Below are 24,844 nucleotides of genomic sequence, written 5' to 3' on the forward strand. Positions count from 1 at the left end.
ACCCACACCGTGTAAAAAATACACAGAAACCCTTATCTTGCCTGCTACTAACCAAACAAAAACACATGAATTTTCGAAACTACGAAGTACCCTATGCGATCAACGAAGAATATGCGAAGAAGGCGGCGTACTTTTCTATGGAATTTGCCATTCACCAACCTTTAAAAATATACAGCGGCGGGCTCGGTTTTCTTGCAGGCTCCCACCTGCGCAGCGCTTTTGAACTGCGGCAGAACATGATCGGCATCGGCATCCTGTGGAAATACGGGTATTACGACCAGACCCGCAACCAGGACCAGACCCTGCAGGTTACTTTCATGGAAAAAAACTACAGTTTCCTGGAAGATACCGGTATAAAGTTCCAGATCATGATCCATGAGGCGCCGGTTTGGGTGAAGGTGCTGTACCTCAATCCTGATACGTTTTGCAGCGCCCCTTTGTTTCTGCTGAGCACCGATCTGCCTGAGAACGATTATGTTTCCCAAACCATCACGCACCGTTTGTACGATGCAAACGTGGCCACCAAAGTGGCGCAGTTCATCCTGCTCGGTGTGGGCGGCGCAAAACTGATCGATGAGCTGGGCTTTAACCCCGATGTATACCATTTGAACGAAGCGCACGGGATCTCTTCTGCTTTTTATCTATTGAACAAATACAAGAGCGTTGACAAAGTAAGGGAGCGCCTCGTCTTCACAACACATACCCCTGAAGAAGCGGGAAATGAGAAACACGATATGTACCTCTGCCATAAGATGAGTTATTTCTGCGGGCTCAGCATTGATGAAGTGCGCAAACTCACCGGCATCAAAGACGACCAGTTCAACCATTCACTTGCGGCGCTTCGGTTTGCGCGCAAGGCAAACGGCGTGTCTGCGCTGCATGGCGTGGTGAGCCGGGAAATGTGGAAGCATTACGAAGGCATCTGCCCCATCACATCCATCACCAACGCGCAGAACTGGCGTTACTGGGCGGATAAACAGATGTACCGCTTCATGGAAGAAGGGAACGATTTTGGATTCGACGACAGGAAAAAACACCTCAAGAAAAGGGCATTCGAGATCGTTGCGGATCAAACCGGGAAAATCTACGATCCGAATGTGCTTACGATCGTTTGGGCAAGACGTTTCGCCGGCTACAAACGCGCCGACATGCTCACTTACGATATGGAGCGTTTTGAAAAATTGTTGAGCAGCACAAAATACCCCGTACAGATCATCTGGGCAGGAAAGCCTTACCCGGTAGACCATCCCGCAATCTCGCAGTTCAACAACCTTGTTCACCTGAGCAAGAAATATAAAAATGTTGCCGTGTTGATCGGCCATGAACTGGCATTGAGCAAACGCATCAAACAGGCGGCGGATATCTGGCTGAACAATCCGCGCGTTCCGCGCGAAGCATCGGGCACAAGCGGTATGACTGCAGCGATGAACGGTGCGGTGAATTTCTCTACCGATGATGGATGGATCCCGGAATTCATCAACCATGGCAACAACGGTTTCGTTGTTCCCAAGGCCGACTATGCAAACATGAACGTGCACGAGCAGGACGAATACGACCTCAACAAAGTCTACGAAATACTCGAACAGCAAATACTTCCGCTTTACTACGACGATTTTGATACCTGGAGGCAGATCCAGAAAAACGGAATGCGCGATGTGCGGTTCCAGTTTGACAGCAACAGGATGGCACATGAGTATTACGAGATCATGTACAAAGGCTAGCGCTGGTTTCAACCGCCTGGTTATGAAAAAAAGAAAGCACCCGCGCGGTGCTTTCTTTTTTTATGTGATGATGAAATCCTGTTTAAATCATCAGGATGGAATACCGGTAAAGGCCTCAACAAACCCGCCGGGATCTTGTAATTAAAGAACGCTTACTTTTTATCGTGTATCTTTGTTTTGCAAAGGATCATTGGTTATCAAACAAAATCATCTCAATCTGTGCATAAGATAGCAGTTGCCATAACAGGTGCCAGCGGAGCAGTTTACGCAAAGGTTTTGCTCGACAAGCTCGTTGCGTTAAAGGGCCAATACGAAGAGGCAGGCATCGTGATGAGCAACAACGCGAAGGAGATCTGGAAAACAGAACTCGGCAATGAAGACTACAACAACTACCCTTTCCGGTACTTCGACAAATACGATTTTTCTGCACCCTTCGCTTCCGGCTCTGCCAAATACAATGTGATGATCGTTGCACCCTGTAGCATGGGCACACTGGGCAGGATCGCTCACGGCGTAAGCGATGACCTTGTTACGCGCGCCGCTGATGTGGTGCTCAAAGAACGTCGCAAATTAATTCTCATGGTTCGCGATACGCCGTATTCGCTTATCCACATCAGGAACATGGAACTGGTAACGCTTGCGGGCGGGATCATCTGTCCTGCCACCCCTTCCTTCTATTCTCTCCCTAAAACGATCGAAGAAGTTGCGGCAACGGTTGTTGACCGTGCGCTCGACCTGGCCGGCATCGATGTGCGAACATTTCGCTGGGGAGCGTAATTGTAACCGCGGGAAATAAAAACATCTTTGTTCCGGAATCAGTACAAACCGTTTCTGCGAAACCCGCAACGGGTTTGACTACTTTTAGATGGCCATACCCCTGCAACAACGAAAAGCCCCGCAACCTGCGGGGCTCTATGCTAACTGTACTTACTTTTTATGCCTGCGCTTCCGGCTCATTCTCTTCTACTTTCTTTCGGAAGCTGAAGGTGATCTTCGCGGATTCCTTATCAAGGTCGGCGATCAGCACATCTCCATCTTTTACGTTGAAGTTGAGGATCTCTTCTGCCAGCGGATCTTCCAGGTATTTCTGGATCGCCCTGTGCAGCGGCCTTGCCCCGAATTCTGCATCGTATCCCTTCTCTGCGATGAAGTCTTTCGCTTCTGCGGTCAGCTCCAGGGAGAAACCAAGATTGGCGAGGCGTTTCGACACGCCCTTCATCAGGATGTCTATGATATTGAAAATATTTTCTTTGCTCAGTGAATTGAACACGACCACATCATCGATCCTGTTCAAAAACTCTGGTGAGAAAGTGCGTTTCAATGCTTTTTCAATTACCGCTTTGCTGTTCTCCCCGGCATTCTGCATCCGGGTAGCCGTTGCAAAGCCCACACCATCGCCAAACTCTTTCAACTGGCGCACGCCAATATTTGAGGTCATGATGATCATGGTGTTTTTGAAATCCACTTTCCTGCCCAGGCCGTCTGTCAGTTGCCCGTCATCCAATACCTGCAGCAGGATATTGTAAATATCCGGGTGCGCTTTTTCGATCTCGTCGAGCAGGATCACGCAGTACGGTTTGCGGCGCACTTTTTCGGTAAGCTGTCCACCTTCTTCGTAACCTACATATCCCGGAGGTGCGCCAATCAAACGGCTCACGGTAAATTTCTCCATGTATTCACTCATGTCGATCCTGATCAAAGAATCTTCCGAATCAAACATGTACCGCGCCAATGCACGCGCCAGCTCGGTTTTACCAACACCCGTAGGGCCCAGGAATATAAATGTACCGATCGGTTTCTTTGGATCTTTCAGGCCCACGCGGTTCCGCTGTATGGCCTTCACCACTTTTTGAATGGCATCGTCCTGTCCTACCACCATACCCATCATATCCTCGCTCATCCTGCGCAGTTTTTCTGTCTCGGCCTGTACCATCCGTTTTACGGGAATGCCGGTCATCATGCTAACTACTTCAGCAATGTTTTCTTCGGTGATCGGGTAACGTTTGTGTTTGCTTTCTTCTTCCCACAGCGCTTTTGCTTTTTCAAGTTCTTCGCCGAGGCGTTTTTCCGTATCGCGCAGTGAAGCGGCTTCTTCAAAGCGCTGGCTCTTCACTACCTTGTTCTTTTCGTTCTTTACGTCTTCGATCTTCTTCTCCAGCTCCACGATATCCTGCGGCACATTGATGTTCTTCAGGTGAACACGCGCGCCTACTTCATCCAATACATCGATCGCTTTGTCTGGCAATAACCTGTCGGTCATGTAACGGTCGCTGAGCTTCACACATGCTTCGATCGCATCATCACCGTAGGTAACGTTGTGAAAATCTTCGTATTTCGATTTGATATTGGTGAGGATCTGGATCGTTTCGTCTACACTAGGCGGCTCGATCAGTACTTTTTGAAAACGGCGGTCCAATGCCCCATCTTTTTCAATGTACATACGGTACTCATCCAATGTTGAGGCGCCGATGCATTGCAGTTCGCCCCTTGCGAGGGCCGGTTTGAATATGTTGGATGCATCCAGCGATCCGCTTGCGCCACCGGCGCCAACGATCGTGTGGATCTCATCTATGAAGAGGATCACATCACGGTTCTTTTCGAGCTCGTTCATGATCGCTTTCATTCTTTCTTCGAACTGCCCCCGGTATTTGGTTCCTGCCACCAAAGCTGCAAGGTCAAGGGAGATCACGCGTTTGTCGAACAATACGCGGCTCACTTTTCTTTGCACGATGCGGAGCGCGAGCCCTTCTACGATGGCCGTTTTACCCACACCGGGTTCGCCGATGAGGATCGGGTTGTTCTTTTTACGACGGCTCAGGATCTGGCTCACGCGCTCGATCTCCTGCTCACGGCCCACGATGGGGTCGAGTGTTCCGGACTCTGCGAGTTTGGTAACGTCGCGGCCGAAATTATCGAGTACGGGTGTTTTGCTTTTGGCAGCACCGGTCTGTTTGCCGCCTGCGCGTTGCTGTGAGTACCCGGCGCCGCGTTTCTCTTCATCGAACTCATCGTTGTCGTCGTCTGTGAATTCGCTGCGTGGCGGCGGATTGGTGGTGCCCACCATACCGAGTTCATTGCGGAACAGATCGTAGTCAACATCAAACTGGTTCAGGATCTGTGTGGCAATGTTTTCTTTGTTCTTGAGGATGCTCAACATCAGGTGTTCCGTTTCTACCAATGGGCTCTTCAAAGCTTTTGCTTCAAGAACGGTAACGCGGATCACTTTCTCTGCCTGTTTGGTCAACGGCAGGCTGTTGATGTTCGCAATATTCTTTCCTGTTTTATCTTTTACGGCGAGTTCAACCTCTTTCCGTAATTCATATAGGTCAACATTGAGTTGCTTTAATACCTTAATGGCCGTATTGTCCCCATCGCGGATCAAACCCAACAGTAAATGCTCTGTTCCTATAAAATCATTTCCCAAACGCAACGCTTCTTCCCTGCTGAAAGAAATGATCTCTTTAACCTGTGCTGAAAAATTATTATCCATGGCCTAATTTGGATTTATACAATTATAACGAATAAATTTGATCGAAGTTGTGTAGCAGTTATGCACAACTGTTAATGTTGTTTTCAGAGCGATGAGCTGTGCGCTTCGGGTGGTAAACCTTCTTTTATAACCCGCGGCCCGTAGCTTGCAGTCCGCCGGTTACCAACTCAAACCCTCATTATGCATTTCAAAATTGATACCAAGGAGAAATTTACTGTTGTAACGCCGATTTCGGGGGTATTGTCTGCCAATATTGCAGCGGAACTTGCCCAAACGGGTTCCGGGATATTGGAAAAAGACGTCAAAAATGTGATCCTGCAGATGGAACAGGTTTCGGCGGTAGACGACGGTGCGGCGGCGGTGCTGTTAGAAATGTCGCAGCAATTCTACGAATCTAATGCATCTTTTGTGATCTGCTGCCTGCAGCCTGCCGTTGAAGAGCAGCTCGAACAGAAAGAGCTCCTCGAGATGCTCAATGTTACGCCAACCGAAAGCGAGGCATGGGATATTGTGCAGATGGAAGAGATCGAACGTGAGTTGCTGGACGGCGACGATATGGAATTTGAATCAAACGCATAATGGCTTTCAAGGACCATTACCAGGCATTGGGCGTATCCCCGTCTGCTTCAGCGGATGCGATCAAACGGTCGTTCAGGAAGCTGGCGATGGAGCTGCATCCCGACAAACACAACAACAGCGCGGCTGCCACGGAAAAGTTCTCGCGCATCAACGAAGCCTACGCGGTACTGTCGGATCCCAAAAAACGCGCGGAATACAATTACCAGCGTTACCTGAACCACTCGCATTACAAGGAAAAACCGCTGGCTCGATCGGCGGAAGAGATCCTGCTGCAGAGCAGCAAACTTGCCGTTGACATACAGCACCGCGATCCGTTGCGTATCGACCGCGATATTTTGCTCTTCCGGTTGATGGAAATCCTGTCTGACCACAACCTCGGGATCCTCGAAGAAGAGAAGAACAACGCCGTTACAACGAGCATCCTTCAAAACATCCTCGCATCCGCCTTTCATTTACCTTTTCCCTACGCAAAACCATTGTTCTCAAAGCTGAATGCCCTCGCAGAAAACGATGCGGGAAATACGCGTCTCATTACGCAGTTTGTCCGGCAGTCTTCTCAACAATACTTCTGGAACCGCTACAAGATCTATGTCGCCCTGGCGTTGGCGGCGCTGTTTTGCTTTTTAACCTACCTCGCGACTAAAGGGAACCAGGCAGTTTAGAAAACCGCCCGCTGGCCCGGCAATCAAAACAAGGCGCCGTTAACCAAACCAGTGATGGCTGTTTTCGCAATCGCAACAAGCACGCACAAAAAAAAGCCGCCCCGCATAGCGGGACGGCTCGCAGCCGGGGCGCAAGGCCCAGGGCTTTATTAATTCGTCAACAGGAAAGATATATAAGGTTTCCTGGTCGCATCCGTTGCACCGTTGAATCCGATGGCGAACGCAGTGGTTACCCTTCTGTTTGCGCTGATCGACGCTGTTCCTGCATAAGTGGCAAGCGCCGTTGTGGTGCTTGGATCGCCGGCCTTCCTGATGGCCCAGGTGAGCGTAGAAACTGCTGCTATGGGGAAATACGGACTGAAGCTTTTGTAAGCGATGTTCGCCGCTACAACCGTTGTTCCATAATACAGGTCAACCGCCGGAACGTTTGGCATCAGGTTCACAAACCTGAGTTTTGCAAAACCGGAATCCGGTCTTGAAACGTCTTCCGTTCCCAATACCGACTGTGTATTTGCCGCAGTATCGGTGATGTGGAGGGTGTGGTATTTGCCTGCTTCGATGGTGATTTTTGTTGTGTACAATTTGACTGAATCTTCCACCACTAATTTCTTAGGGAGGATCACGTCAACTGTTTTTTCACCGGGTGTGAGCACCAGGTAGTCGGCGCGCGCATCACCACCGGTATTGAATCCACCGCCGGGGAAAGGCGTACGCGCGGTAGTTGGTCCGCTCACTTTTGCACCGTTGATCCTGAAGTATACACTCGGGTTTGCGGCGTACGCGGAGTTGAAATTGATCTTAAGCTGTGCATCGTTCGCGGTGATCTCGGTTGAAGGAACATAGTCGTCGACCACATTCTTCTCACAACCCGTCAGCAAGGCGGTTCCCGTTACAAACGTTGCCAGTATTATTTTTGATAGTTTCATTAGTTAGGTTTTTTAAGGTTTACTGAACCACATTTTCTGTGTATGGTAATCGTTGTTCAAACCGCCCCATTTCGCCAATTCGTCCTTGTTCCATACGTACTCTGAATTGTAACGCGGGCGCACCCTATGTACATAGTTGCCGTTGTTCACAGAATAGATCTCACTGCCTGTTAACTGGTAATAGGTTTTGAAGATAGCGGCGCTGTAGTCATATTTACGCAGGTCGCACCATTGTTCAACACCGGCCCAACCCCATTGTGCAATGAATTTCTGACCCATGATGTCTGCGATCGTAAGCGACGCTGCATTCGGCGCCACTTCTGTTCCGGCTTTATACGCAGCGATCTGTGCCGGTGTGATCGTCATGCCCGATGAACCGCCGTTCAGTCCATACCTGTTTATAAAATCCATGTGCCCGTCGATACCATTGATGTATGCCTGGTAGGCTTCCGCCTCTCTTCCGCCTTTGATCAGCAATGCTTCGGCGCGGATGAACTGCATTTGAGAGTACGACATCAAAGGATACAACGCCTTGTCTGCGAAAATGTATTTACCAGGGTACGGCGCCGAAACGCTTCCGAGAATGTGCGGGATGCGTTTTGTGGTGGCCGGGTCGCCGTAAGTTGGTATTACGCCCCTGAATACGCCGTCGGGACAAGCCGTGAGCATGCGCGTAAGTCTTGGATCGTAGGTTGGGCTCGCAGCGGTCACATCAACCAGCGCCGTTCCTCTCAAACCACCGGTAAGGGCCTTGAGGATCGGGGTTGAGATACGGCCGGTTACCCTTGCCGTGGTTGCATTGTAGTTCAGGATGTTTCCAGAGTTGAGCACACCCATTGGGTTTGCATCAGCTGCGATGGTTCCGTTGAAGAAAACCATTGGATCCTCTGATTCATTTGCAAAAGACAGATCGGTGAATTTGATCACGCTGTCTGCATACTTCGTTTTGAAATCTGCTTTGTTAACCAGGTGGCTGTATTGCTGCGCGAGCAAACCGTAAACGAATTTTTTCCATTTGCTCACATCGCCTTTGTAGATCTGGTCGCCGGTTACACCTTTCAGCATATTCGGATCGTCTTTGCCATCGGTCCTGTTCAAAAAGGCGAGCGCTTCGTACGACCATTCGCGTACTTTCTCATACACCTTGTCCTGCTCCTGGTATGTGAAGTGGAGCTTGGTCTGGTCGTATGCTTCATCGAGGATGATCGGTCCGTGGTAATCTGTGAGGATCTGGAACGACCATGCTTTCATGGCCATACCAATACCTGCATAAATGTATTTCTGTTGCGTCACCGACTTTTTGATCATCTCTTCCAGGTTCGGGCCGAGGTTAACGTAAGTCATTCTCCACATTACACCAGAAAAATCCGTAGCGGCTTCGTATCCGTGTTTTTCCCAGATCGCGTCGGCGTTCTGGTTGCTGCAATACTGGATGTACTTGAACAGGTATCCACCGTAATCGCTCGCGGTTCCGTTGGCCATCTGGTACTGCATTGGCGGGAGAAGGATCTCCGGGTTCACTTCCTGCGGGTTGGCAGGGCTTGTGTTGATATCCATCCATTTCTTACAGCTCGCACTGCTTAGTATAATGGCGGATATGAACAGGTATTTGATAAATTTCATACTGTTTTTTTTAATCATCATTTTAAATTAGAATTTCACTCTCATTCCCACGTTAAAGCCCAGCGGCCTTCCCATGTTGCCGATGTCAATTCCATATCCACCCAACCCGCCAGTTGCCGGTGTTGTACCATTGCTGTCCGGATCGATACCTGAGTAGTTCGACAGCAGGAACGCATCTGTTACCGTTACAAACACACCCAGGTCCTGGATCCATTTGATGCGTTTCAGCGCGTCTCTTGAAAGGTTGTAAGACAATGTAACATCCCTCAAACGCAATGCATTGATGTTGTGCTCAACGAACTGCTCAGGAGCTACGCCGTTGGTGGTTGATGTATAATAAGAAGACGAGTTGTACGGAATGATCGAAATGTAATTGATGGTTGGATTGGCTGTATTTTCCAGTCCATCTTTCAATACACCTTTCACTACGCGCGGCACTTCCCTGTCGAGTGTTTTCATGCTCAGTCCCGTGGTATACAATGTGTAATCCGTTGCATTGTACACATCACCGCCTTTTCTCAGGTCGATCAGGAAAGAGAGGCTGAAATTCCTGTAAGTGAATTTGTTCACAAAACCCATCAGGAAGTCTGGCGTTCTGTCGCCGATATCGTAGAAATCCGTTGAGTTCTTCAGGATCGGCTGGCCTGTTGTTAAAGAGATCAACAGGTCGCCCTTGTTGTTTCTTTCATTCACCCATCCGCCCATGGCGCCGGTGCTTGAGCCCGGGTAAACCGATGCGCGCACGCCATTCTGTAACCATGTATCTGAATCGTAGAATTCAGGAAGGTCTTCAGAGATCTTATCTACTGTTCCCCTGTTCTGTGTGTAGTTCACGATCACATCCCAGTTGAAATCTTTTGTTTTGATCGGTGTTCCTGTCAGCTGAATCTCAAGACCCTTGTTGATCACCTCTCCGCCATTCATTGTTTTGATCACAAAACCGCTACCATAGCTGAGGCGTGGGTTGATGATCTGGTCGAAGCTGTGCAGGTTATACGCGGTGAAATCAAATCCCAAACGGTTGTTGAGGAACTTCATTTCGAGACCTGCTTCGATGTTGCGTGTGCGTTCCGGTTTCAGTTTGTCGTTTCCACCGTTTGCAAGATCGTAGGTAAATCCACCACCGGTTGATCCCGTAGGAACCAGTTGTGTTCTTGTGATGTAATACGACCTTGGTTCTTTACCCGTGTAACCCAATGACGCCCTCAGTTTACCCAATGTGATCCATGAGTATTTTTTCATGAAGCCCAGGTCGGCAAAGTTGAATGCCAGACTGGTTGCCGGGTAGAAGAAGTAAGGATTGTTGGGCATCAGTCGCGATGCGCCATCCATACGTGCCGTCATGGTAAGATAGAGGATCGATTTGTAACCCATTACGGCCTGGCCAAATACGCCCATGTTCCTGAACCTGTTTACCGTGAGTTTGTTTCTCTGCGTGGTAGGGAGCGTGTTGTTGATGCTGTAGAAATTGGGGTCGTACATGTTCTGACCGCGTTGCGATGTAATGTTGTAATTGTTGTCGCTGAAGTTTCCGCCGATCAGGTAAGTACCGCTGTAATCGCCTGCTTTGTGTGTGGCAGTGGCAACGAGCGATCCGTTCAATACTTTTGTTACAGACTGGTACAGGTCGATGGTTCCGCCTGTTGGCGTACCTGCGCTTCCTGATCCCCTGTACGATTGTGCGTGGTAAACACTGATACCGTTTGTAGTAGAGATATCAGCTCCGAAAATACCGTTGATGCTTAACCATTTTACCGGTTTCAGCGTAAGGCTCGTGTTGGCGAGCAGGCGGTTTGTTTTGTCTTCGTTGAGGTTCTTGTAAACATCCCAGAACGGGTTGTCTGTTTCACCATAAATATCGGAAGTGTTCAACACCCTGTTGCCGGATGCATCCTGCCAGTATTTAACATCGTAACGGGAAGGGAACGTAAGGAGGGCCATCAGGTATCCGCGGTCGCCTTTGTTCGCTTTCAGGTTCGAAGTGTTCATGTAAGTGAAGGTAGAAGTTGCCGAAAGTATCGGCGAGATCTGCGCAACGGCTGTGATCCTTGAAGAGATCCTCGTTAAACGCGTACCGGGGATGGTACCCATGTTATCGCTGAACTCGTTGGACCACCTGTATGAAAATCCTTGGGTGCCGCCTTCCATCACAAGGTTGTGCTTCTGGGCGGTACCTGTTCTGAAGAAGCTGTGTACGTTGTCAAAGATCGGTGATCCGGCTGCATACCTCGGGCCAAAAAAGTTACGTGTATTGCCAGCATAGATGCCGTTTGATACACCCTGGCTGTACACCTGCTGTACTTCCGGGAACTTGGTTTGTGTTTCCCAGCGGAACGAGTTGTTGTAGCTGACCGCGCCGCGCCCCGACTTTGCTTTCCTGGTGGTGATCACGATCGCACCGCTTGCACCGAGGTTTCCGTACAAGGCAGTTGCTTCCGGCCCTTTGAGAATGGTGTAGCTTTCGATGTCTGCAGGGTTTATGTCGATGGAACGGTTTGAATAATCCTGGTTCCTGTTGGTTCCCACGTTCACCATTGCATTCTGGTTGAACATCGAGTTATCGATGGGCAAACCATCGATCACGATGAGCGCCTGGTTGTCTCCACCCAACGATACCACACCCCTCAGGATGATCTGCGAAGATGCTCCCGGTGCGCCTGATGTTGAGTTGATGGAAAGACCGGGTACACGTCCGGCAAGACCCGCCACAAAGCTTTCGCGCTGGGTATTGGATACGTCCTCACCGGCTACGGTTGGCGTAGAATACCCAAGGCTTTTCTTGGCGCGGTTGATGCCATACGCGGTAATCACCACATCCTGCAGCCCACTGGTAGAAGGCGTCATCTTGATGGTAATCGCTGCGGTGTTCTCAACGGTGAATTGTTTTTTGTCGTAACCAACAAACGTAAATTCCAGCACATCACCTTTCACGGCCTGGATGCTGAAGAAACCGACCTTTGAAGTGATGGCTGTTTTTTTGGTACGCTGGTTCACAACGGTACCGCCTTCGAGCGGCTCGTTGTTTGTTTCAGACGTTACCGTTCCTGAAACATTACCAGCCTGGTTTTGGGCAAACAGGCCGGTTGGGGGTGAAAACAGTAGCAATAGAACTACTGCGGGGAAAATCAATGCTAATTTTCTCATAACAGTTTTGGGTTTTTATACTTGGTTTTATACAGGGGCTTTGGTTCTACTAGACAAACCGGCTCTGCAAAACATTGCAGCTGTTTGCTATTTTTATTTAAATTATTTTTCTCCTTAAAATAAAAAAATCAGACATACGCTGCTGGTGCATCATAAGCCTGTTATCCATCACTAAACAAACAATTAACCGGGAGCATGATACTCCCGGTTAATTACGTGTCTTATCCTATTACCAACCCTTTGTCTGGGTAAGTTTAAATCCTTTGTCGGCATACTGCGTTATCTGCGCCTGCCCTACCGGCGCCAGGTACGAGCGGTCGGTGAATGCGTTCCTGTTGGCCACATTCTCGATCATCCAGTAACCCACCATATCCGATCCGTTGGTGCCGTTGTAGGTAACAACGGTGCCGTCTGCTTTCTTCACGCGTACTTTACCAACGTTGGCTGCGGTAAGGTAGCTTGGGATCTCTGCCTGAACATTTACCCATGGCCCGAGGAAATAATCCGGGTTGGTACTGAGATCCATGTTGGTGAGTTTTTTCCATCTCTTCAGGTCAAGCAGCCTTGTGTGTTCAAAGAAGAACTCCATCCTTCTTTCGCGGCGGATCTCCCAGAGCAATGCGGATACATCTGCATCTTTTGCAGGATCAACAGGCATTGCAGCGAGCAGCAACGGGCTTGTTTGTTTAACGCCTTTGGCGATCGCTTCCGCATCCAGCGGGCGTTTGCGGATGGCGTTGATGGATTTGTCGATGTCTGACTGGCCAACAGCGGTCCCACCAAAATGTTCTGCCAGTTCTGCTTTTGCTTCGATCCAGTTCAACACCACTTCTGCCATACGCATTACAGGCGCATCGCTGGTATTGGTATTGCTTCCCCATTGCGCCGGGTATGGGCTGCCGATGAATTTGATCGCATCCCTTGAAGCAAATTTGTAAGAGTACAACAGACTTCCCGCTGTATTAAGCGGCCTGTCTATAAATGAGGCTTCAAAACGCGAATCCCTTGTTTTTACCAGGTCTGCTATAGAAAAGCTCGTTGCATTTGCCACCGTCGAATTCTGCCATGGCTTGCCATCGTTTGCAATAAACGATTTGATCAGGACAAGATTCGCCGATGCACTTTGCGATTCTGTTCCGTTGCTGTATGAACCTACGGAGTGTGTAATGGTCAGCGCCGCATCATAGATCCTGTACATCAGAACTTCAGGATTTCCCACAAGGCTCTCTGATGAGAACAGTGATTTGAAATTGCTGGTAAACGTAAACTTGTTGCTGTTGATCACGATCTGTGCCGCTTCAACTGCGAACTCAAGGTATTTTTTTGCCCTGGTCTGGTCAAGGCCATGGTAGTATTCAAATGTTCCCTCAAACAACATGAAACGTGAAATGAATGCCGCTGCGATGTACCGGTTCAGCACATTTACACCGTCGTTCTCCCTGATGTTGGCGAGTACATATTTGAAGTCATCGTATACTTTGTCCATCACCACTCCCCTGTTGTCGCGGTCCTTGTACAGCGTAGCCATATCGGTGTTCTCAACAGTTTTGTCGAAGTAGGGCACATCGCCAAACACACTCACCAGGCGGCTGTATTCAAATCCCTTGAAGAATTTGGCAACGGCTGTCCAGTGTTTGTATGCTGCGTCCGTGATGTTGGGTTTGGCTTCGTTGTCGAGGCGGTCGAGCAATACATTCGCTTTGCGCACCCATGAAAAGTTCCAGTCCGGACCCGCATAAGTGCTCAGCCATGCAGCGCCCTCGGCAGTGGTTCCCCTGGAAGTGGGTACACTGCTTTCGAAATTACCCTGTGCATTTCTGCCGGTCAGGTCGTCACTGAATGTATATCCCGTTACAGGTGCATAGTCTGTACCGTAACCGGTATTGAACCCGTTAAAATACTGAGTGTAAAACGCATTCGCATACATGCGGATATCGTCTTCGTTTCTCCAGTAGTTGTTATCAGCATAGCTGGTCAACGGTGGCCTGTCGAGCACATCCTTTTTACAGGAGAAAAGAAATACACAGGCTAAAAAGCTACAGATATATTTAAGATGTTTCATATTGATCGTTTTTAAAAGTTAACTTGAAGGCCTACTGAGAAACTTTTGAATCCAGGAACCCCCATGCCTGTGCGGCCGGCATTGTAGTTTGTGCTCCACATTGAATACCCGCTGATGGTTTCAGGATCAATCGGAAGTCCGCCGAGATGATCCCATGTAACGAAGTTTTCCAATGATACATACAACCTTGCCGAGCTAACCACTTTTAATGTGCGCAGTGCTGATGGCGACAATGAATAACCTACGGTGAGGTTTTTCAGTCGCAGGTAAGCCATGTTCAGGAGGTAACGATCCTGTACCTGCATATTGTTGATCACGCTGCTGGTTCCGTTGTTGTATGCCGCCGGGTAGAAGGCCGTGGTGTTGGTTGGCGTCCAATAGTTACCGGCAATTGCCTGTGGCATTGCGCCATCGCCCACGTTGTATCCCGGTACGGCGAGCATGCCTTCGCCCCAGATCTTGCGGCTGCCTACTCCCTGGAGAAACACGCTTACATCGAATCCTTTGTAATCGGCTCCCAGACGAACACCATATTCATAACGTGGGTTCGAGTTACCGATCACTTCAAGGTCTCCATGGTTGGCCAGTGTTCCTGCGCCGTTGCTGATCTCACCGTCGCCGTTTACATCTATGAACTTAACGTCGCCCGGGCCAAACCTGAAGGTTGAGCTGTTTTGCAGGAAGGGTTGATACACCGGTTTTTTACCACCCGTGCTTTTTAATTTATAGGCCTGCTTTCCGGCAGCGAGTGCGCTTTCAGCGGCTGTGAGCGTGATCAGGATTGGTTTGCCTGCAGCATCCAGTTCAAAATCATCCATCTGGTAGAGCCTGTCTGTACGGTATCCCCAGATCTCTCCAACCAGTTTGCCGTTGTAGTTGCCGGTAACAGATGTTCCCGAACCAACTGCATTGAGGTAGCTCTTTGAATCTGATATGTTACCGCGTGCAAAAATATGGAGGCCGTTCTTGAACGTGTGGTTGAAATCAATGGTGAGTTCCCAACCGTTTGTTTCCAGCTGACCGTAGTTGCCGAGCGGCGCGCCTGCCCCGAGGGTAACAGGTATGCCTTCCTGGCCAACGATCATGTTATTGGTATTTCTCTGGTACAGGTCGAATGAGAAATTCAGTTTGTTTTTCAATACCGCCAGGTCAACACCAATGTTCTTGGTAACGATGTCCTGCCACCTGATGTCAGACGATAAGATAGAAGGCGTTCCCACCTGGTTGTACCTTGCTCCGTTGCCGATCCAGGTCGACTGGCTTCCCACGAGGCTGGAGATGTACAAACCGCTTGGGATGGTCTGGTCACCGATAGAACCCCATGATCCCCTCAGTTTAAGAGAGCTCACAACAGGTTTTGCGAATTGCATGAAGTTTTCTTCGGTTACCACCCATCCTGCAGAAACAGAAGGGAACCATCTCCACCACAGTCTTTCAGGGAACTTGGAAGAACCATCGTAACGGATGTTTGCCTCAACCAGGTATTTGTTCCTGAATGCGTAGTTGATGCGTCCGAAATAGCCCAGCTGCGCTTCCCAGAATTTAGATCCTGAAAGCGTTGGGGTGCCTGTTCCGAATGCGAACTGCGGGTTGGTTATGTTAGACAATGCCGTGATCTGTGAAGTTTGTGCTTCGGTGGTTGCCGCAACACGGTTCAGACCCGCTATGAATTTGAATGCATGGTCCTCGTTCAGGTTCAGCGTATACGTTGTAAATGCATTGATCGTATGGCTGAAGAAGTTGGTTACCGTACGTGCGAAGTGATCCGGTGAAGAACCGATGCCGGTGTAGGTTGATTTTGCCAGGTCGTAAGCAGGCATCGCGCCAACGGCCGTACTGCTTACCACTGCGCCGGTAGAATCTACGTAGATCGGGTTGCCGGCAGCATCTGTTCTTGCCACTGCAGCAGACCATGAATCCCTTGCCGTAAACCTTGTACCGGGCCTTGTCCAGAATTCATCCTGTAAAGAATAAGTATAATCGAAATCCACTTTCCAGTTTTTGGCGAGGGTTGCGGTTGCACCTAAATTATAGTTGGAATAGTTCTGCAAAATGCTTCCGGTGTTGGCGGATTGCATTTCGCTCCATGGGCTGCGTATCGGGTCGCCGTTCTCATCGTTGCCAAACGGATACAATGAGCTCCACCTGTACATGTAATACCATGGATCAGCATTTCCCGCTGCGGTAACATAAGGATACTGTTTGTTTCTCCTCGAATACATTCCGCCTGCGCGGATGGTGAGGTATTTGTTGATCTCGCTCGAAATACGAAGCGATACATTGTAGCGCGAAAAATCGTCTTTTTTCGCCGGCTTGGTCATACCCGCCTGCTGCAGCAAGCCAAGGCCAATGTTGTACGATGTTTTGCCCTGGGTAAAGCCTACTGAAAGATTGTGTTGTTGCGTGGGCGCCCATTCTTTGATCATCAGGTCGTATGGATCATAGGTTCTCACACCCATTTTCACGCCGTTCTGCACGTACCAGTCCCTTCCGTAAACAGTAGGGTCATTCGGCCCAACCGTGCTTCCGTATTTGGCTTTCCATTCGTAGGCCTTCAACATACTTTTGCGGTCTGTTAAGTAAAATGCGCCACCTGGTGTGGTAACGCCGATCCTTTCCTGCGCGTCGATATAATATTTGAGTGCATCTACATCCCCCATCTGGAGGTCCTTCCAAACGTTCTGCCATGAAAAGTTGTTGGTGTAGCCAACCTGTGGCTTATCGCCCGTTGCACCTTTTTTCGTTGTGATCAATATCACACCAAATGCACCTTTCGAACCATAAATGGAAGCCGAAGCGGCGTCTTTTAATATGGTGATGGAAGCGATGTCGTTCGGATTCACTACCTGTATGCTTGGTATTTCAACGTTGTCCAATAATATCAAAGGAGAACTGCCCCCGTTGAGAGAACCCAGTTGACCCCTGATCTTGATGATAGGGTCAGATCCCACCTCTCCGCTCGGAACGGTGATGCTGAGGCCGGTTGCTGCACCCTGCAATCCCCTTCCCACATCGGCAACGGGCCTGTTCTGTAATGTTTTGGCATCGATGGTAGATACGGCGCCGGTAAGGTTACCCCTCCGTTGCGTTCCATACCCTACCACTACCACGTCCTGTAAGGCAGTTTGTGAAGAAACCATTTTAACGGACAATACATTGCTGCTTCCAACAACGATCTCCTGGTCTGCAAAACCCACATAGGTAAACTGGAGTGTCTGCCCCTGGCTGGCCGCAATGCTGAATTTACCATCTGCATCGGTTTGGGTGGCCCTGTTGGTTCCTTTAACCTTGACAGTGGCGCCAGCAACCGACGCACCACCATCCGCAGTAACAACCCCGGTAATGGTTTTGTCTTGCGCGTGTAAGGCCGGGGGAAGAAGCAGGGCGAAAAGCAGGCAACTGAGCAGGAGCTTCAGCGCGTTTCTCATTGTGGTTGTTTTTGTAAACACAACCGCTGTGTTCTGGAAAACATGTTTTCTCATAACAGTTTTTTTTGTTTTCAATAGGCGTTTAGTGTGCAATCCAGGTAAACCGCAAAACATTGCAGCAACAGGCATTTTATTTTACGCAAAAAGCTGCAAAAACAAATGACCCTAAAATGACACAAGTTTCTAAAGCAATGTTAAAATTTCCCTTCCATATTAGCGAATTTATTTTTCACCATTTTTTTCCACGCCTGTTTTGACCGATTTAATAATAATTTAAAACCCGCAGAAAGACGCAGTTTTTTTGGGTATGGGACATGGGACTACACCTCGGCCAACGGCCCAGTATTATACAATGAGAAACAAAAGGAAGCAAAACGAAAGCAGGCTGATCCGGGCATTTTGAACCGGAAGGAGCCTGTTTGGATAGCCGCTTGACGAACGGACAGAGAAAAGCCTGTGATTACAACACCACGATCCCTTTCTCCTTATACGGCGTTAGGATCGGTTCATCAGGCTCCAGTTCCGTTATGAGCATATCTATATCTTCCGGGCGGCAAACCTGTAAACGCTGGATGGTATTGAGTTTTTCGGAAATGGCAAGGGATACGTTCTTGGTGGCACATTTGATCATCGCCTTTTTTACCTCGATGATCTCCCATTCAAGATCGGTAATGCCAAAATTGGCATCGATGCTGTTGGTTCCAAGAAAACAGAGATCGGCCTTGATGGTGCTGAGCCGCTGGATCACTTCGGCGCCTACCGACATCTGCGCATTCTTAGAGAGTTTATTGCCCACAAAGATCACTTCGCAGGTGGGGTGCTCCAGCAGCTCCAGCGCTATGGGAACGCTCACGGTTATAAAGGTCGCATTCAGATCGGGCGGTAAAGATTTTACCAGCTGGCGGATCGTGGTTCCCCCGGAAAGCAGTACCATCATTCCATCCTGTATCAGCTGGATGGCCTTGTAGGCAATGCTTTTTTTCTCCGGGAGTGAATAGATCGAATGGCTCTCGAGCGTAAAATGGAACGAGCGCGACAATGCGCCGCCATGCACCTTGATCAGCTTGCCTTCTTCAGCCAGCTCCTGCAGGTCGCGCCGAACCGTATCTTCCGACACATCGAGCTGCACGCTGAGGTCTGACGACAACACTTTGTTATGCACATTGATCTGCTGGATGATGTAGGCCTGGCGTTCTTTCTTAAGCATAGAATAAATGTAGGGAATTTTTAGATGTTAGCTGCCGGCTTTGGGCTATTAGCTTTTTTGTTCCAGATAGAACCCGATACGCTAACTTCGTACGCCTGAAAAAAACAGGAGCCGGCCATCTCTCATGATCACCCAAAACACCATCCAGCAGATCACCAACCGCATCGACATCATCGATGTTGTGGGCGAGTTTGTGAAGCTGAAGAAGCGGGGAACGAATTACCTGGGTGTGTGCCCCTTTCACAACGAGAAGACGCCCTCGTTTACCGTTTCACCGGTAAAGGAGATCTATAAATGTTTTGGTTGTGGCAAAAGCGGCAATACCATCACGTTCCTGATGGAGCACGAGAAGTTCAATTATGTTGAGGCCCTTCGCTGGCTCGCTGCGCGTTACAACATCGAGGTAGAAGAAACGGAAACCAGCCCGGAGCAGAAAGCGATCATTCAAACGGCAGACAGTTTATACATCATCAATAATTTTGCAAAGAATTTCTTTACCAATGCATTGATGAATACAGACGACGGGCGCGCCATCGCGCTCTCCTACCTGAAAGAACGCGGCTTCCGGGACGACTTCATTGAAAAGTTCCAGATCGGGTACAATCCGGATGCGCGCGACCAGTTAACGAAGGCGCTGATCGCAAACCAGTTCAACAAAGAGCTGCTTCCCAAAACCGGCCTGGTATCGGTGCGCAACGGGGATGAGCTGGTTGACAATTACCGCGGCCGCATCATCTTCCCTATTCACAACAACACGGGAAAGATCATCGGTTTTGGCGCGCGCGTGATCGGCAAAAGTGATCGCGGCCCGAAATACATCAATACGCCGGAAAACGAGATCTATGTAAAAAGCAAGATTCTCTACGGCGCTTACCAGGCACGCACGGCCATCGACAAAGCAGATGAATGTTTATTGGTAGAGGGTTATACCGATGTGGTGAGCCTTCACCAGGCAGGGATCGAAAATGTGGTGGCAAGCGGCGGTACCTCCTTAACAACGGATCAACTGCGGCTGATCAAAAAATACACGAACAACCTGACCATCATTTACGATGGCGACAATGCAGGCGTAAAAGCTGCTTTGCGCGGCCTCGATATGGCGCTGGAAGAAAGCCTGAACGTGCGGCTCGTATTGATCCCCGACAACGAGGATCCCGACAGCTATGTAAACAAAGTGGGTGCAAAAGCATTCAACGAATTTGTTGCCGCATCGAAAAAAGACTTCATCATCTTCCAGCTCGAAGTGATGCTGCAGGAAGCAGGGAACGATGTGAACAAAAAAAGCACGGTTGTAAACCAGGTTGCCGAAACATTAAGCAGGATCAACAAAGCGGAGGATTTTACCAAGCAACAGGATTACATACGCCAGTGCGCGGCATTGCTGAAGATAGATGAGACGGGGCTCACCAATCTTGTAAACAAGTACAAGCGCGACAAGATCATCAAGGAAGAAAAAAAGATCTCGCAGGATGAGGCCAACCAGCTCATGCAGGAGCAGGCACAGCAGCCGGAAGATGTGCTGGACGATACACAACTTCTTTTTCACCAGGACGAGGCCCACGAACGAAACATATTGCGTGTGCTGATGGAATACGGCCTCCGCCCCTGGGATGAAACTCGCAGCATGGCCGATTATATTTTTGAGGAACTGGAACAGTTTCACTTCGATAACCCCAGCAATGAAAAACTGTTTGAAGAATACAAGGCATGGTATGTACGCGGACTCGAGCCCACTACCAAAACAATGCTTTACCACGACGATGAAACGATCCGCAACCTCGTTGTCAACATCAGTGTAAACCCGTTTGAGCTCAGCCAGAAATGGGACGAGGTGATGGAAAGCATGAACATCGTAAACCGCGACACCAGTCACCAGGATGTTTTGCTCAGCGTAAACTATTACAAACTGCGCAAAGTGAAAAAGATGATCGAAGAGAACCAGCGCGATATCGAGAACGCCTCTTACGAAGAGTTCAAATTACTGCATGAAGTGCACCGCCACCTGAAAGAAGTGGAACGGGAACTGACAAAGCAATTGGGGACGGTGATCCTCAAGTAGCGGACAGATCTACCTCTTATTAACCGGGCCTTTTAACTTTTCTGCGATTGCTTCGCCAGGATCATATCGCTGTAACTGTGGTGAATGAGGTCTTCACCGGCAATCTCAAACGCATTCATGTAAAAATCGCACTGCGCTTTCAAATCATCGATCGTTTTCGATGGGTCTGCCAGGTTCCCTGCTTCTATTTCTACAAATGATCCAAGGCCGGGAACTTCATCCAGGTGGAACTTAACATTGTCGATGTAAAAGATCTTCCGGTACTTGTCTACCACAACTTTCACACCCAGTGCTTTTTCCAGTAGTTTTTCGGTTGCGGCGCCGTCGCTCATTTTGCTGAGGTAGAAATCGGATTGTTTGGGGCCTTCCTGGTCGGGGCGGTTGTAGTAAATGAGTGTTTGTTCGATGTTGCCCTGCCTGAGTTTGAGGCGGCCGGACGGCACATGGAAGTAGGTGTCTTTCTGGTGATCGAGCCCAACGAAACGGGCCTGTTTAGAAAGCAAAAATGCTTCCACTTTTTCTGGGTGAAAGCATTTTGCTTTTATTTCGATATTGATATGGCTCATTATTTTTCAGACGGGTTTTTCTTACCGGCCAGCAATTTTTCGAGCGCTGTTTCTAAGCGGCGCTGGCGCGTTTCTTCCTTTTTTGCGCCTTCGATCCAGGTCACGTACTCTTTCTGGTTGGTGAAGGAAAGCGAAGTGAAAAATTCCTGCGCGGCTTTGTGTTTGGTAAACAACTTGCCCAGTTCTACCGGCGGAACCACCAGTCTTTTTTCAAAATCGATGGAGTTCAGTTCATTGCTTTTCGGCTCTGGCGAACGGTTGATCTGATCGCGTTTTTTGAACCGCATCGCGCTCCAGACATGGTCGAGCGCTACCTGGCGCACACATTCGTATTCCTGGCAGGTGAGCATGTCCCAACTGCAGTCGCGGTTGAGATCACTCACGATCTTGCTGGTTGTTTTTGGATAGGCCACCCATAATTTGGTGTCTTCGTGTAAGGCAGGGAACACTTCTTTCAAAACATTGTTCAACTGGTTCTGGCTAAGTGCAAATACCAGGGCGAAGTCTACTTTCTTGCTTTTCAGGAGCGGTGTCACATTTTTAGCATAGGTGAGCTTGGCAAATTGCTTTTCGATCGCCGAAGGCAGGCCCTGGATCAACAGGTTCTTCTCATCCTTTAACTGTAACTTTTCGAGTACGGTTTGGTTTGACATGCCAAAAAGGAAATTTAAAGTTCGAAAATTAGGGAGTGCAAAGTTAAAAAATTGTAACCAGTTTTCGAAGAGAATCGAAAGGTATTTCTGCGGAAACGCGCAAAAACACTGGATTTTTAGCGTTGATAGGCGTTGATCACGGCAGCTAACCGCAAATACCGCGCGAAATAACAAAGCCCAACCGGTGAATGCAGTAAACCTGCACCAGCGGTTGGGCTTTTATCTTAACGTAAATCGTTTACCGTGGTTTGTAATATTGTTGTGCTTCCGGCAGAACCTTCCTGATCTGGTTGATCCTGTCCTCATCGCTTGGGTGATCGCTGAAGAAAGCCGGTGTTTTTTGTCCCTGGCTAAGGTTTGCCATACGTGTCCAGAAATCCACAGCTTCTGCCGGGTTGTACCCCGCTGAGGCGGCGAAGATCAAACCATAATGGTCGGCTTCAAGTTCTTGTTTACGTGAGTTTGGTAACAATGCTCCGTACTGTGCAGTTACGCCGTACACATTGTTGAAAATATTGGCCGCTTTTGCGTTGCCGCCAAGCGCCGCACCACCGAGTGCGCCCAATCCTTCGGCAGCCAGTTGCTGGCTCATTCTTTCTTTACCGTGACCGAAAATAGCGTGTGTAATCTCGTGGCCTAAAACAATTGCCAATCCTGTTTCGGTTTGTGTTACGGGAAGAATTCCTGAGTATACAACCACCTTACCACCCGGCATGCACCATGCGTTTACTTCTTTGTTTTCTACCAGGTTAAACTCCCAACTGTAATTGGCTGCAGGGTTGGTAAGCCCCTTGCTCGCATAATACTGCTGGAGGGCAGTTGCTACCCTGTTGCCCACTCTTTTTACCATATCGGCGTTGCTGCCGCCGGCGGGTTTGTTCGTGGTAAGGAATTCTTTATACTGAACAAGTGCCATCGACTGGAGGTCACTTTCAGAAACCAGGCTCAGCTGGTTACGTCCTGTAACGGCGTTCCTGATGCAGGACGAAAAAACGAGGGAAGCACAGATTGTAATCAAAAATAGTATTCGTTTCATAGGAAAAGGTTTGTAACCGGGTATGCAAATCTTGCGCCATGGGGTTTGGGATAGATCGCTGCAAAAAGGTCCACAACCCGGAACAACGGGTCCGATAGAAAAACGGGAGAAGAAACAGCAGATGGTTTACTGGTCCCTGCGGCGCTGCCTGCGGCGGTCGCGGTATTTGAGAATGGGAACTTTTGATTCGGTTCCTTTGAGAATGCGGCCGATGTTCTTTTGGTGGGTAAGCACAACCATCAAGGCAACCATTACCGCGAAGATCCTGTAAAGGGTTTCCCTTTCATTAAAGATAAAAAGGATAAAGACCATGAACGCCACACCCGCCAGTATGGAGCTGAGCGACACAAACCGCGTCAGGTAAAGAACCAGCAGGAAAACACCGATGCAGCACAGGGCCACCAACGGCTGGATGGCAACGGCCATACCCAGTAGCGTGGCCACGCCTTTACCACCTTTGAAATTTGCCCAGATGGGGAAAATATGTCCTATAACCGCAGCGAGACCAAGACCGATCATCAGGTTGGTCCTGTGCAATTCGTTCTGCAGGTAAGAATTCAGGAAGATGTAAAGAGAGGTTGCCAAAACGCCCTTGAGGATATCCACCACCATTACGATGGTTCCCCATTTCGAGCCAAGCACGCGGAACGTATTGGTGGCGCCGGCGTTACCGCTGCCATAGTCGCGGATGTCGATCCCGAACATCGTTTTACTGAGCCACACTGCTGTAGGAATAGATCCGATCAAATAGGCAAATACAATGAGCAATAATTCGTTCATTGGTCGATGGTTGAAGTTTGGGGGTCAAATATAACAGGTTCGAAGGTAACGATTTATTCATATTGAACACCGGTACCGATCCCTAAAAAAACCATAAAGCAATCCAGCCGTTCCGCTCCAGGGTTTTCTTGTGGCGAAGCTCTAACGCTGAACATGCTTCTAAAATTTCATGCTCGTCGGATTTTAATAAACCGCTAAGAATTAGTTGCCCATTTTCCTCAATTGATCCTTTCAGCGCCCCAAGGTTATCGAGAATGATGTGACGGTTGATGTTGGCAAGTATAATATCATACTTTCTATCACTATTCATCTTATCAACCTTCTCAATATCAATACGATTACAATGGTTTATTGAAATATTTTCAGAAGCATTTTCTATGCACCAGTCGTCGTTATCAACCGCAACTGCAGCTTTTGCACCCAGTTTTTCCGCCAGGATGGCCAGGATACCGGTGCCCGTACCGAAGTCGAATACGGTCGTGCCATGAAAATCGATCTCCTCCATCAGCTTCATTACCATATACGTAGTGGCGTGGTGGCCGGTGCCGAAGCTCATTTTAGGCGTTATGATGATTTCATGCGCCACATTATCAAACGGGGGATGGAAACCTGCCCTGATCCCCACAAAATCGTCCACCCGGACAGGTTCAAAATTCGACTCCCAGACCTCGTTCCAATTCTGCTTTTTAATAATTGATTTGGAATATTTTACATCATACTTATTCAATAAAATATCCAACTCTGACTGATTAAAATCAGAAGCGGGCAGGTAAGCTTTCAATATGCCATCCGATTCTTCGAAGCCGTCGTATCCTATAGCGGCCAGTTCGGCGATGAGGATCTCGCGGATGGCTTCGGTTGCTTCGATCGTTAATTCACTATAATCACCCATGACCTGTTTTTTTGTT

At 48.9% G+C, this 24,844-nt stretch carries 17 protein-coding genes; 5 read left to right on the forward strand and 12 right to left on the reverse strand.

Annotation, left to right across the window (positions count from 1 at the left end; all coding sequences use genetic code 11):
* Positions 1-65 precede the first annotated feature (65 nt).
* Entirely contained in the window at positions 66-1,721 is a 1,656-nt protein-coding gene (gene glgP, locus GWC95_RS10905) for an alpha-glucan family phosphorylase (RefSeq protein WP_161818731.1), read from the forward strand.
* Between the two features lie 219 nt (positions 1,722-1,940).
* Entirely contained in the window at positions 1,941-2,498 is a 558-nt protein-coding gene (locus tag GWC95_RS10910; RefSeq protein WP_161818732.1) for a UbiX family flavin prenyltransferase, read from the forward strand.
* A 157-nt stretch (positions 2,499-2,655) separates the two neighbouring features.
* On the opposite strand, the gene GWC95_RS10915 is transcribed toward GWC95_RS10910, so the two are convergent.
* A complete protein-coding gene (locus GWC95_RS10915; protein ID WP_161818733.1) occupies positions 2,656-5,211 on the reverse strand; it encodes an ATP-dependent Clp protease ATP-binding subunit in 2,556 nt (851 codons plus the stop codon).
* A 180-nt stretch (positions 5,212-5,391) separates the two neighbouring features.
* Here GWC95_RS10915 and GWC95_RS10920 point away from each other — a divergent pair, with 180 nt between their 5' ends.
* Positions 5,392-5,790: an STAS domain-containing protein gene (locus GWC95_RS10920; RefSeq protein WP_161818734.1), complete on the forward strand. Its 399-nt coding sequence runs from the start codon at positions 5,392-5,394 to the stop codon at positions 5,788-5,790.
* Entirely contained in the window at positions 5,790-6,452 is a 663-nt protein-coding gene (locus tag GWC95_RS10925; RefSeq protein ID WP_161818735.1) for a J domain-containing protein, read from the forward strand. Before GWC95_RS10920 ends, GWC95_RS10925 begins: the two co-directional genes overlap by 1 nt.
* A 149-nt stretch (positions 6,453-6,601) precedes the next feature.
* On the opposite strand, the gene GWC95_RS10930 is transcribed toward GWC95_RS10925, so the two are convergent.
* The 6 genes from GWC95_RS10930 to GWC95_RS10955 all read right to left on the reverse strand — a co-directional run bounded on the left by GWC95_RS10930 (position 6,602) and on the right by GWC95_RS10955 (position 18,842).
* Positions 6,602-7,378, reverse strand: coding sequence for a DUF4397 domain-containing protein (locus tag GWC95_RS10930; RefSeq protein WP_161818736.1), 777 nt, complete (start codon positions 7,376-7,378; stop codon positions 6,602-6,604).
* A gap of 12 nt (positions 7,379-7,390) precedes the next feature.
* The gene (locus GWC95_RS10935) at positions 7,391-9,001 is read right to left on the reverse strand and encodes a SusD/RagB family nutrient-binding outer membrane lipoprotein (protein ID WP_161818737.1); all 1,611 of its coding nucleotides are present in this window, start codon (positions 8,999-9,001) and stop codon (positions 7,391-7,393) included.
* A 27-nt stretch (positions 9,002-9,028) separates the two neighbouring features.
* The gene (locus GWC95_RS10940; RefSeq protein WP_161818738.1) at positions 9,029-12,145 is read right to left on the reverse strand and encodes a SusC/RagA family TonB-linked outer membrane protein; all 3,117 of its coding nucleotides are present in this window, start codon (positions 12,143-12,145) and stop codon (positions 9,029-9,031) included.
* Positions 12,146-12,374: 229 nt separating this feature from the next.
* Positions 12,375-14,207 (reverse strand): RagB/SusD family nutrient uptake outer membrane protein, encoded by a 1,833-nt coding sequence (locus GWC95_RS10945; protein ID WP_161818739.1) that lies wholly within the window; start codon positions 14,205-14,207, stop codon positions 12,375-12,377.
* Between the two features lie 11 nt (positions 14,208-14,218).
* On the reverse strand, positions 14,219-17,689 hold the full coding sequence (locus GWC95_RS10950) for a SusC/RagA family TonB-linked outer membrane protein (protein WP_237722128.1): 3,471 nt from the start codon (positions 17,687-17,689) through the stop codon (positions 14,219-14,221).
* Positions 17,690-18,095: 406 nt separating this feature from the next.
* On the reverse strand, positions 18,096-18,842 hold the full coding sequence (locus GWC95_RS10955; RefSeq protein WP_161818740.1) for a DeoR/GlpR family DNA-binding transcription regulator: 747 nt from the start codon (positions 18,840-18,842) through the stop codon (positions 18,096-18,098).
* A 124-nt stretch (positions 18,843-18,966) separates the two neighbouring features.
* Here GWC95_RS10955 and dnaG point away from each other — a divergent pair, with 124 nt between their 5' ends.
* Positions 18,967-20,901: a DNA primase gene (gene dnaG, locus GWC95_RS10960; protein WP_161818741.1), complete on the forward strand. Its 1,935-nt coding sequence runs from the start codon at positions 18,967-18,969 to the stop codon at positions 20,899-20,901.
* A 32-nt stretch (positions 20,902-20,933) separates the two neighbouring features.
* On the opposite strand, the gene GWC95_RS10965 is transcribed toward dnaG, so the two are convergent.
* The 5 genes from GWC95_RS10965 to prmA all read right to left on the reverse strand — a co-directional run bounded on the left by GWC95_RS10965 (position 20,934) and on the right by prmA (position 24,828).
* Complete coding sequence (locus tag GWC95_RS10965; RefSeq protein WP_161818742.1) at positions 20,934-21,467, reverse strand: class IV adenylate cyclase; 534 nt, start codon at positions 21,465-21,467, stop codon at positions 20,934-20,936.
* Positions 21,467-22,120, reverse strand: a complete 654-nt coding sequence (locus GWC95_RS10970; RefSeq protein WP_161818743.1) for a YdeI/OmpD-associated family protein — start codon at positions 22,118-22,120, stop codon at positions 21,467-21,469. The genes GWC95_RS10965 and GWC95_RS10970 overlap by 1 nt, the downstream gene beginning before the upstream one ends.
* A 238-nt stretch (positions 22,121-22,358) precedes the next feature.
* Complete coding sequence (locus GWC95_RS10975; protein WP_161818744.1) at positions 22,359-23,156, reverse strand: M48 family metallopeptidase; 798 nt, start codon at positions 23,154-23,156, stop codon at positions 22,359-22,361.
* 126 nt (positions 23,157-23,282) lie between these two features.
* Entirely contained in the window at positions 23,283-23,936 is a 654-nt protein-coding gene (plsY, locus tag GWC95_RS10980) for a glycerol-3-phosphate 1-O-acyltransferase PlsY (protein ID WP_161818745.1), read from the reverse strand.
* An 82-nt stretch (positions 23,937-24,018) separates the two neighbouring features.
* The gene (gene prmA / locus GWC95_RS10985; RefSeq protein WP_161818746.1) at positions 24,019-24,828 is read right to left on the reverse strand and encodes a 50S ribosomal protein L11 methyltransferase; all 810 of its coding nucleotides are present in this window, start codon (positions 24,826-24,828) and stop codon (positions 24,019-24,021) included.
* Positions 24,829-24,844: the final 16 nt, after the last annotated feature.

Origin of the sequence: Sediminibacterium roseum, assembly GCF_009939005.1 — a bacterium.
Classification (GTDB): Bacteria; Bacteroidota; Bacteroidia; order Chitinophagales; family Chitinophagaceae; genus Sediminibacterium; species Sediminibacterium roseum.

Excerpts from the sequence above, each read along its gene's own strand:
- GWC95_RS10925 (WP_161818735.1), top strand. The coding sequence starts at position 5,790 with ATGGCTTTCAAGGACCATTACCAGGCATTGGGCGTATCCCCGTCTGCT.
- GWC95_RS10915 (WP_161818733.1), bottom strand. The coding sequence starts at position 5,211 with ATGGATAATAATTTTTCAGCACAGGTTAAAGAGATCATTTCTTTCAGC.
- GWC95_RS10945 (WP_161818739.1), bottom strand. The coding sequence starts at position 14,207 with ATGAAACATCTTAAATATATCTGTAGCTTTTTAGCCTGTGTATTTCTT.
- plsY (WP_161818745.1), bottom strand. The coding sequence starts at position 23,936 with ATGAACGAATTATTGCTCATTGTATTTGCCTATTTGATCGGATCTATT.
- dnaG (WP_161818741.1), top strand. The coding sequence starts at position 18,967 with ATGATCACCCAAAACACCATCCAGCAGATCACCAACCGCATCGACATC.
- prmA (WP_161818746.1), bottom strand. The coding sequence starts at position 24,828 with ATGGGTGATTATAGTGAATTAACGATCGAAGCAACCGAAGCCATCCGC.
- GWC95_RS10940 (WP_161818738.1), bottom strand. The coding sequence starts at position 12,145 with ATGAGAAAATTAGCATTGATTTTCCCCGCAGTAGTTCTATTGCTACTG.
- GWC95_RS10920 (WP_161818734.1), top strand. The coding sequence starts at position 5,392 with ATGCATTTCAAAATTGATACCAAGGAGAAATTTACTGTTGTAACGCCG.
- GWC95_RS10965 (WP_161818742.1), bottom strand. The coding sequence starts at position 21,467 with ATGAGCCATATCAATATCGAAATAAAAGCAAAATGCTTTCACCCAGAA.
- GWC95_RS10935 (WP_161818737.1), bottom strand. The coding sequence starts at position 9,001 with ATGAAATTTATCAAATACCTGTTCATATCCGCCATTATACTAAGCAGT.
- GWC95_RS10950 (WP_237722128.1), bottom strand. The coding sequence starts at position 17,689 with ATGAGAAAACATGTTTTCCAGAACACAGCGGTTGTGTTTACAAAAACA.
- GWC95_RS10970 (WP_161818743.1), bottom strand. The coding sequence starts at position 22,120 with ATGTCAAACCAAACCGTACTCGAAAAGTTACAGTTAAAGGATGAGAAG.
- GWC95_RS10975 (WP_161818744.1), bottom strand. The coding sequence starts at position 23,156 with ATGAAACGAATACTATTTTTGATTACAATCTGTGCTTCCCTCGTTTTT.
- GWC95_RS10955 (WP_161818740.1), bottom strand. The coding sequence starts at position 18,842 with ATGCTTAAGAAAGAACGCCAGGCCTACATCATCCAGCAGATCAATGTG.
- glgP (WP_161818731.1), top strand. The coding sequence starts at position 66 with ATGAATTTTCGAAACTACGAAGTACCCTATGCGATCAACGAAGAATAT.
- GWC95_RS10930 (WP_161818736.1), bottom strand. The coding sequence starts at position 7,378 with ATGAAACTATCAAAAATAATACTGGCAACGTTTGTAACGGGAACCGCC.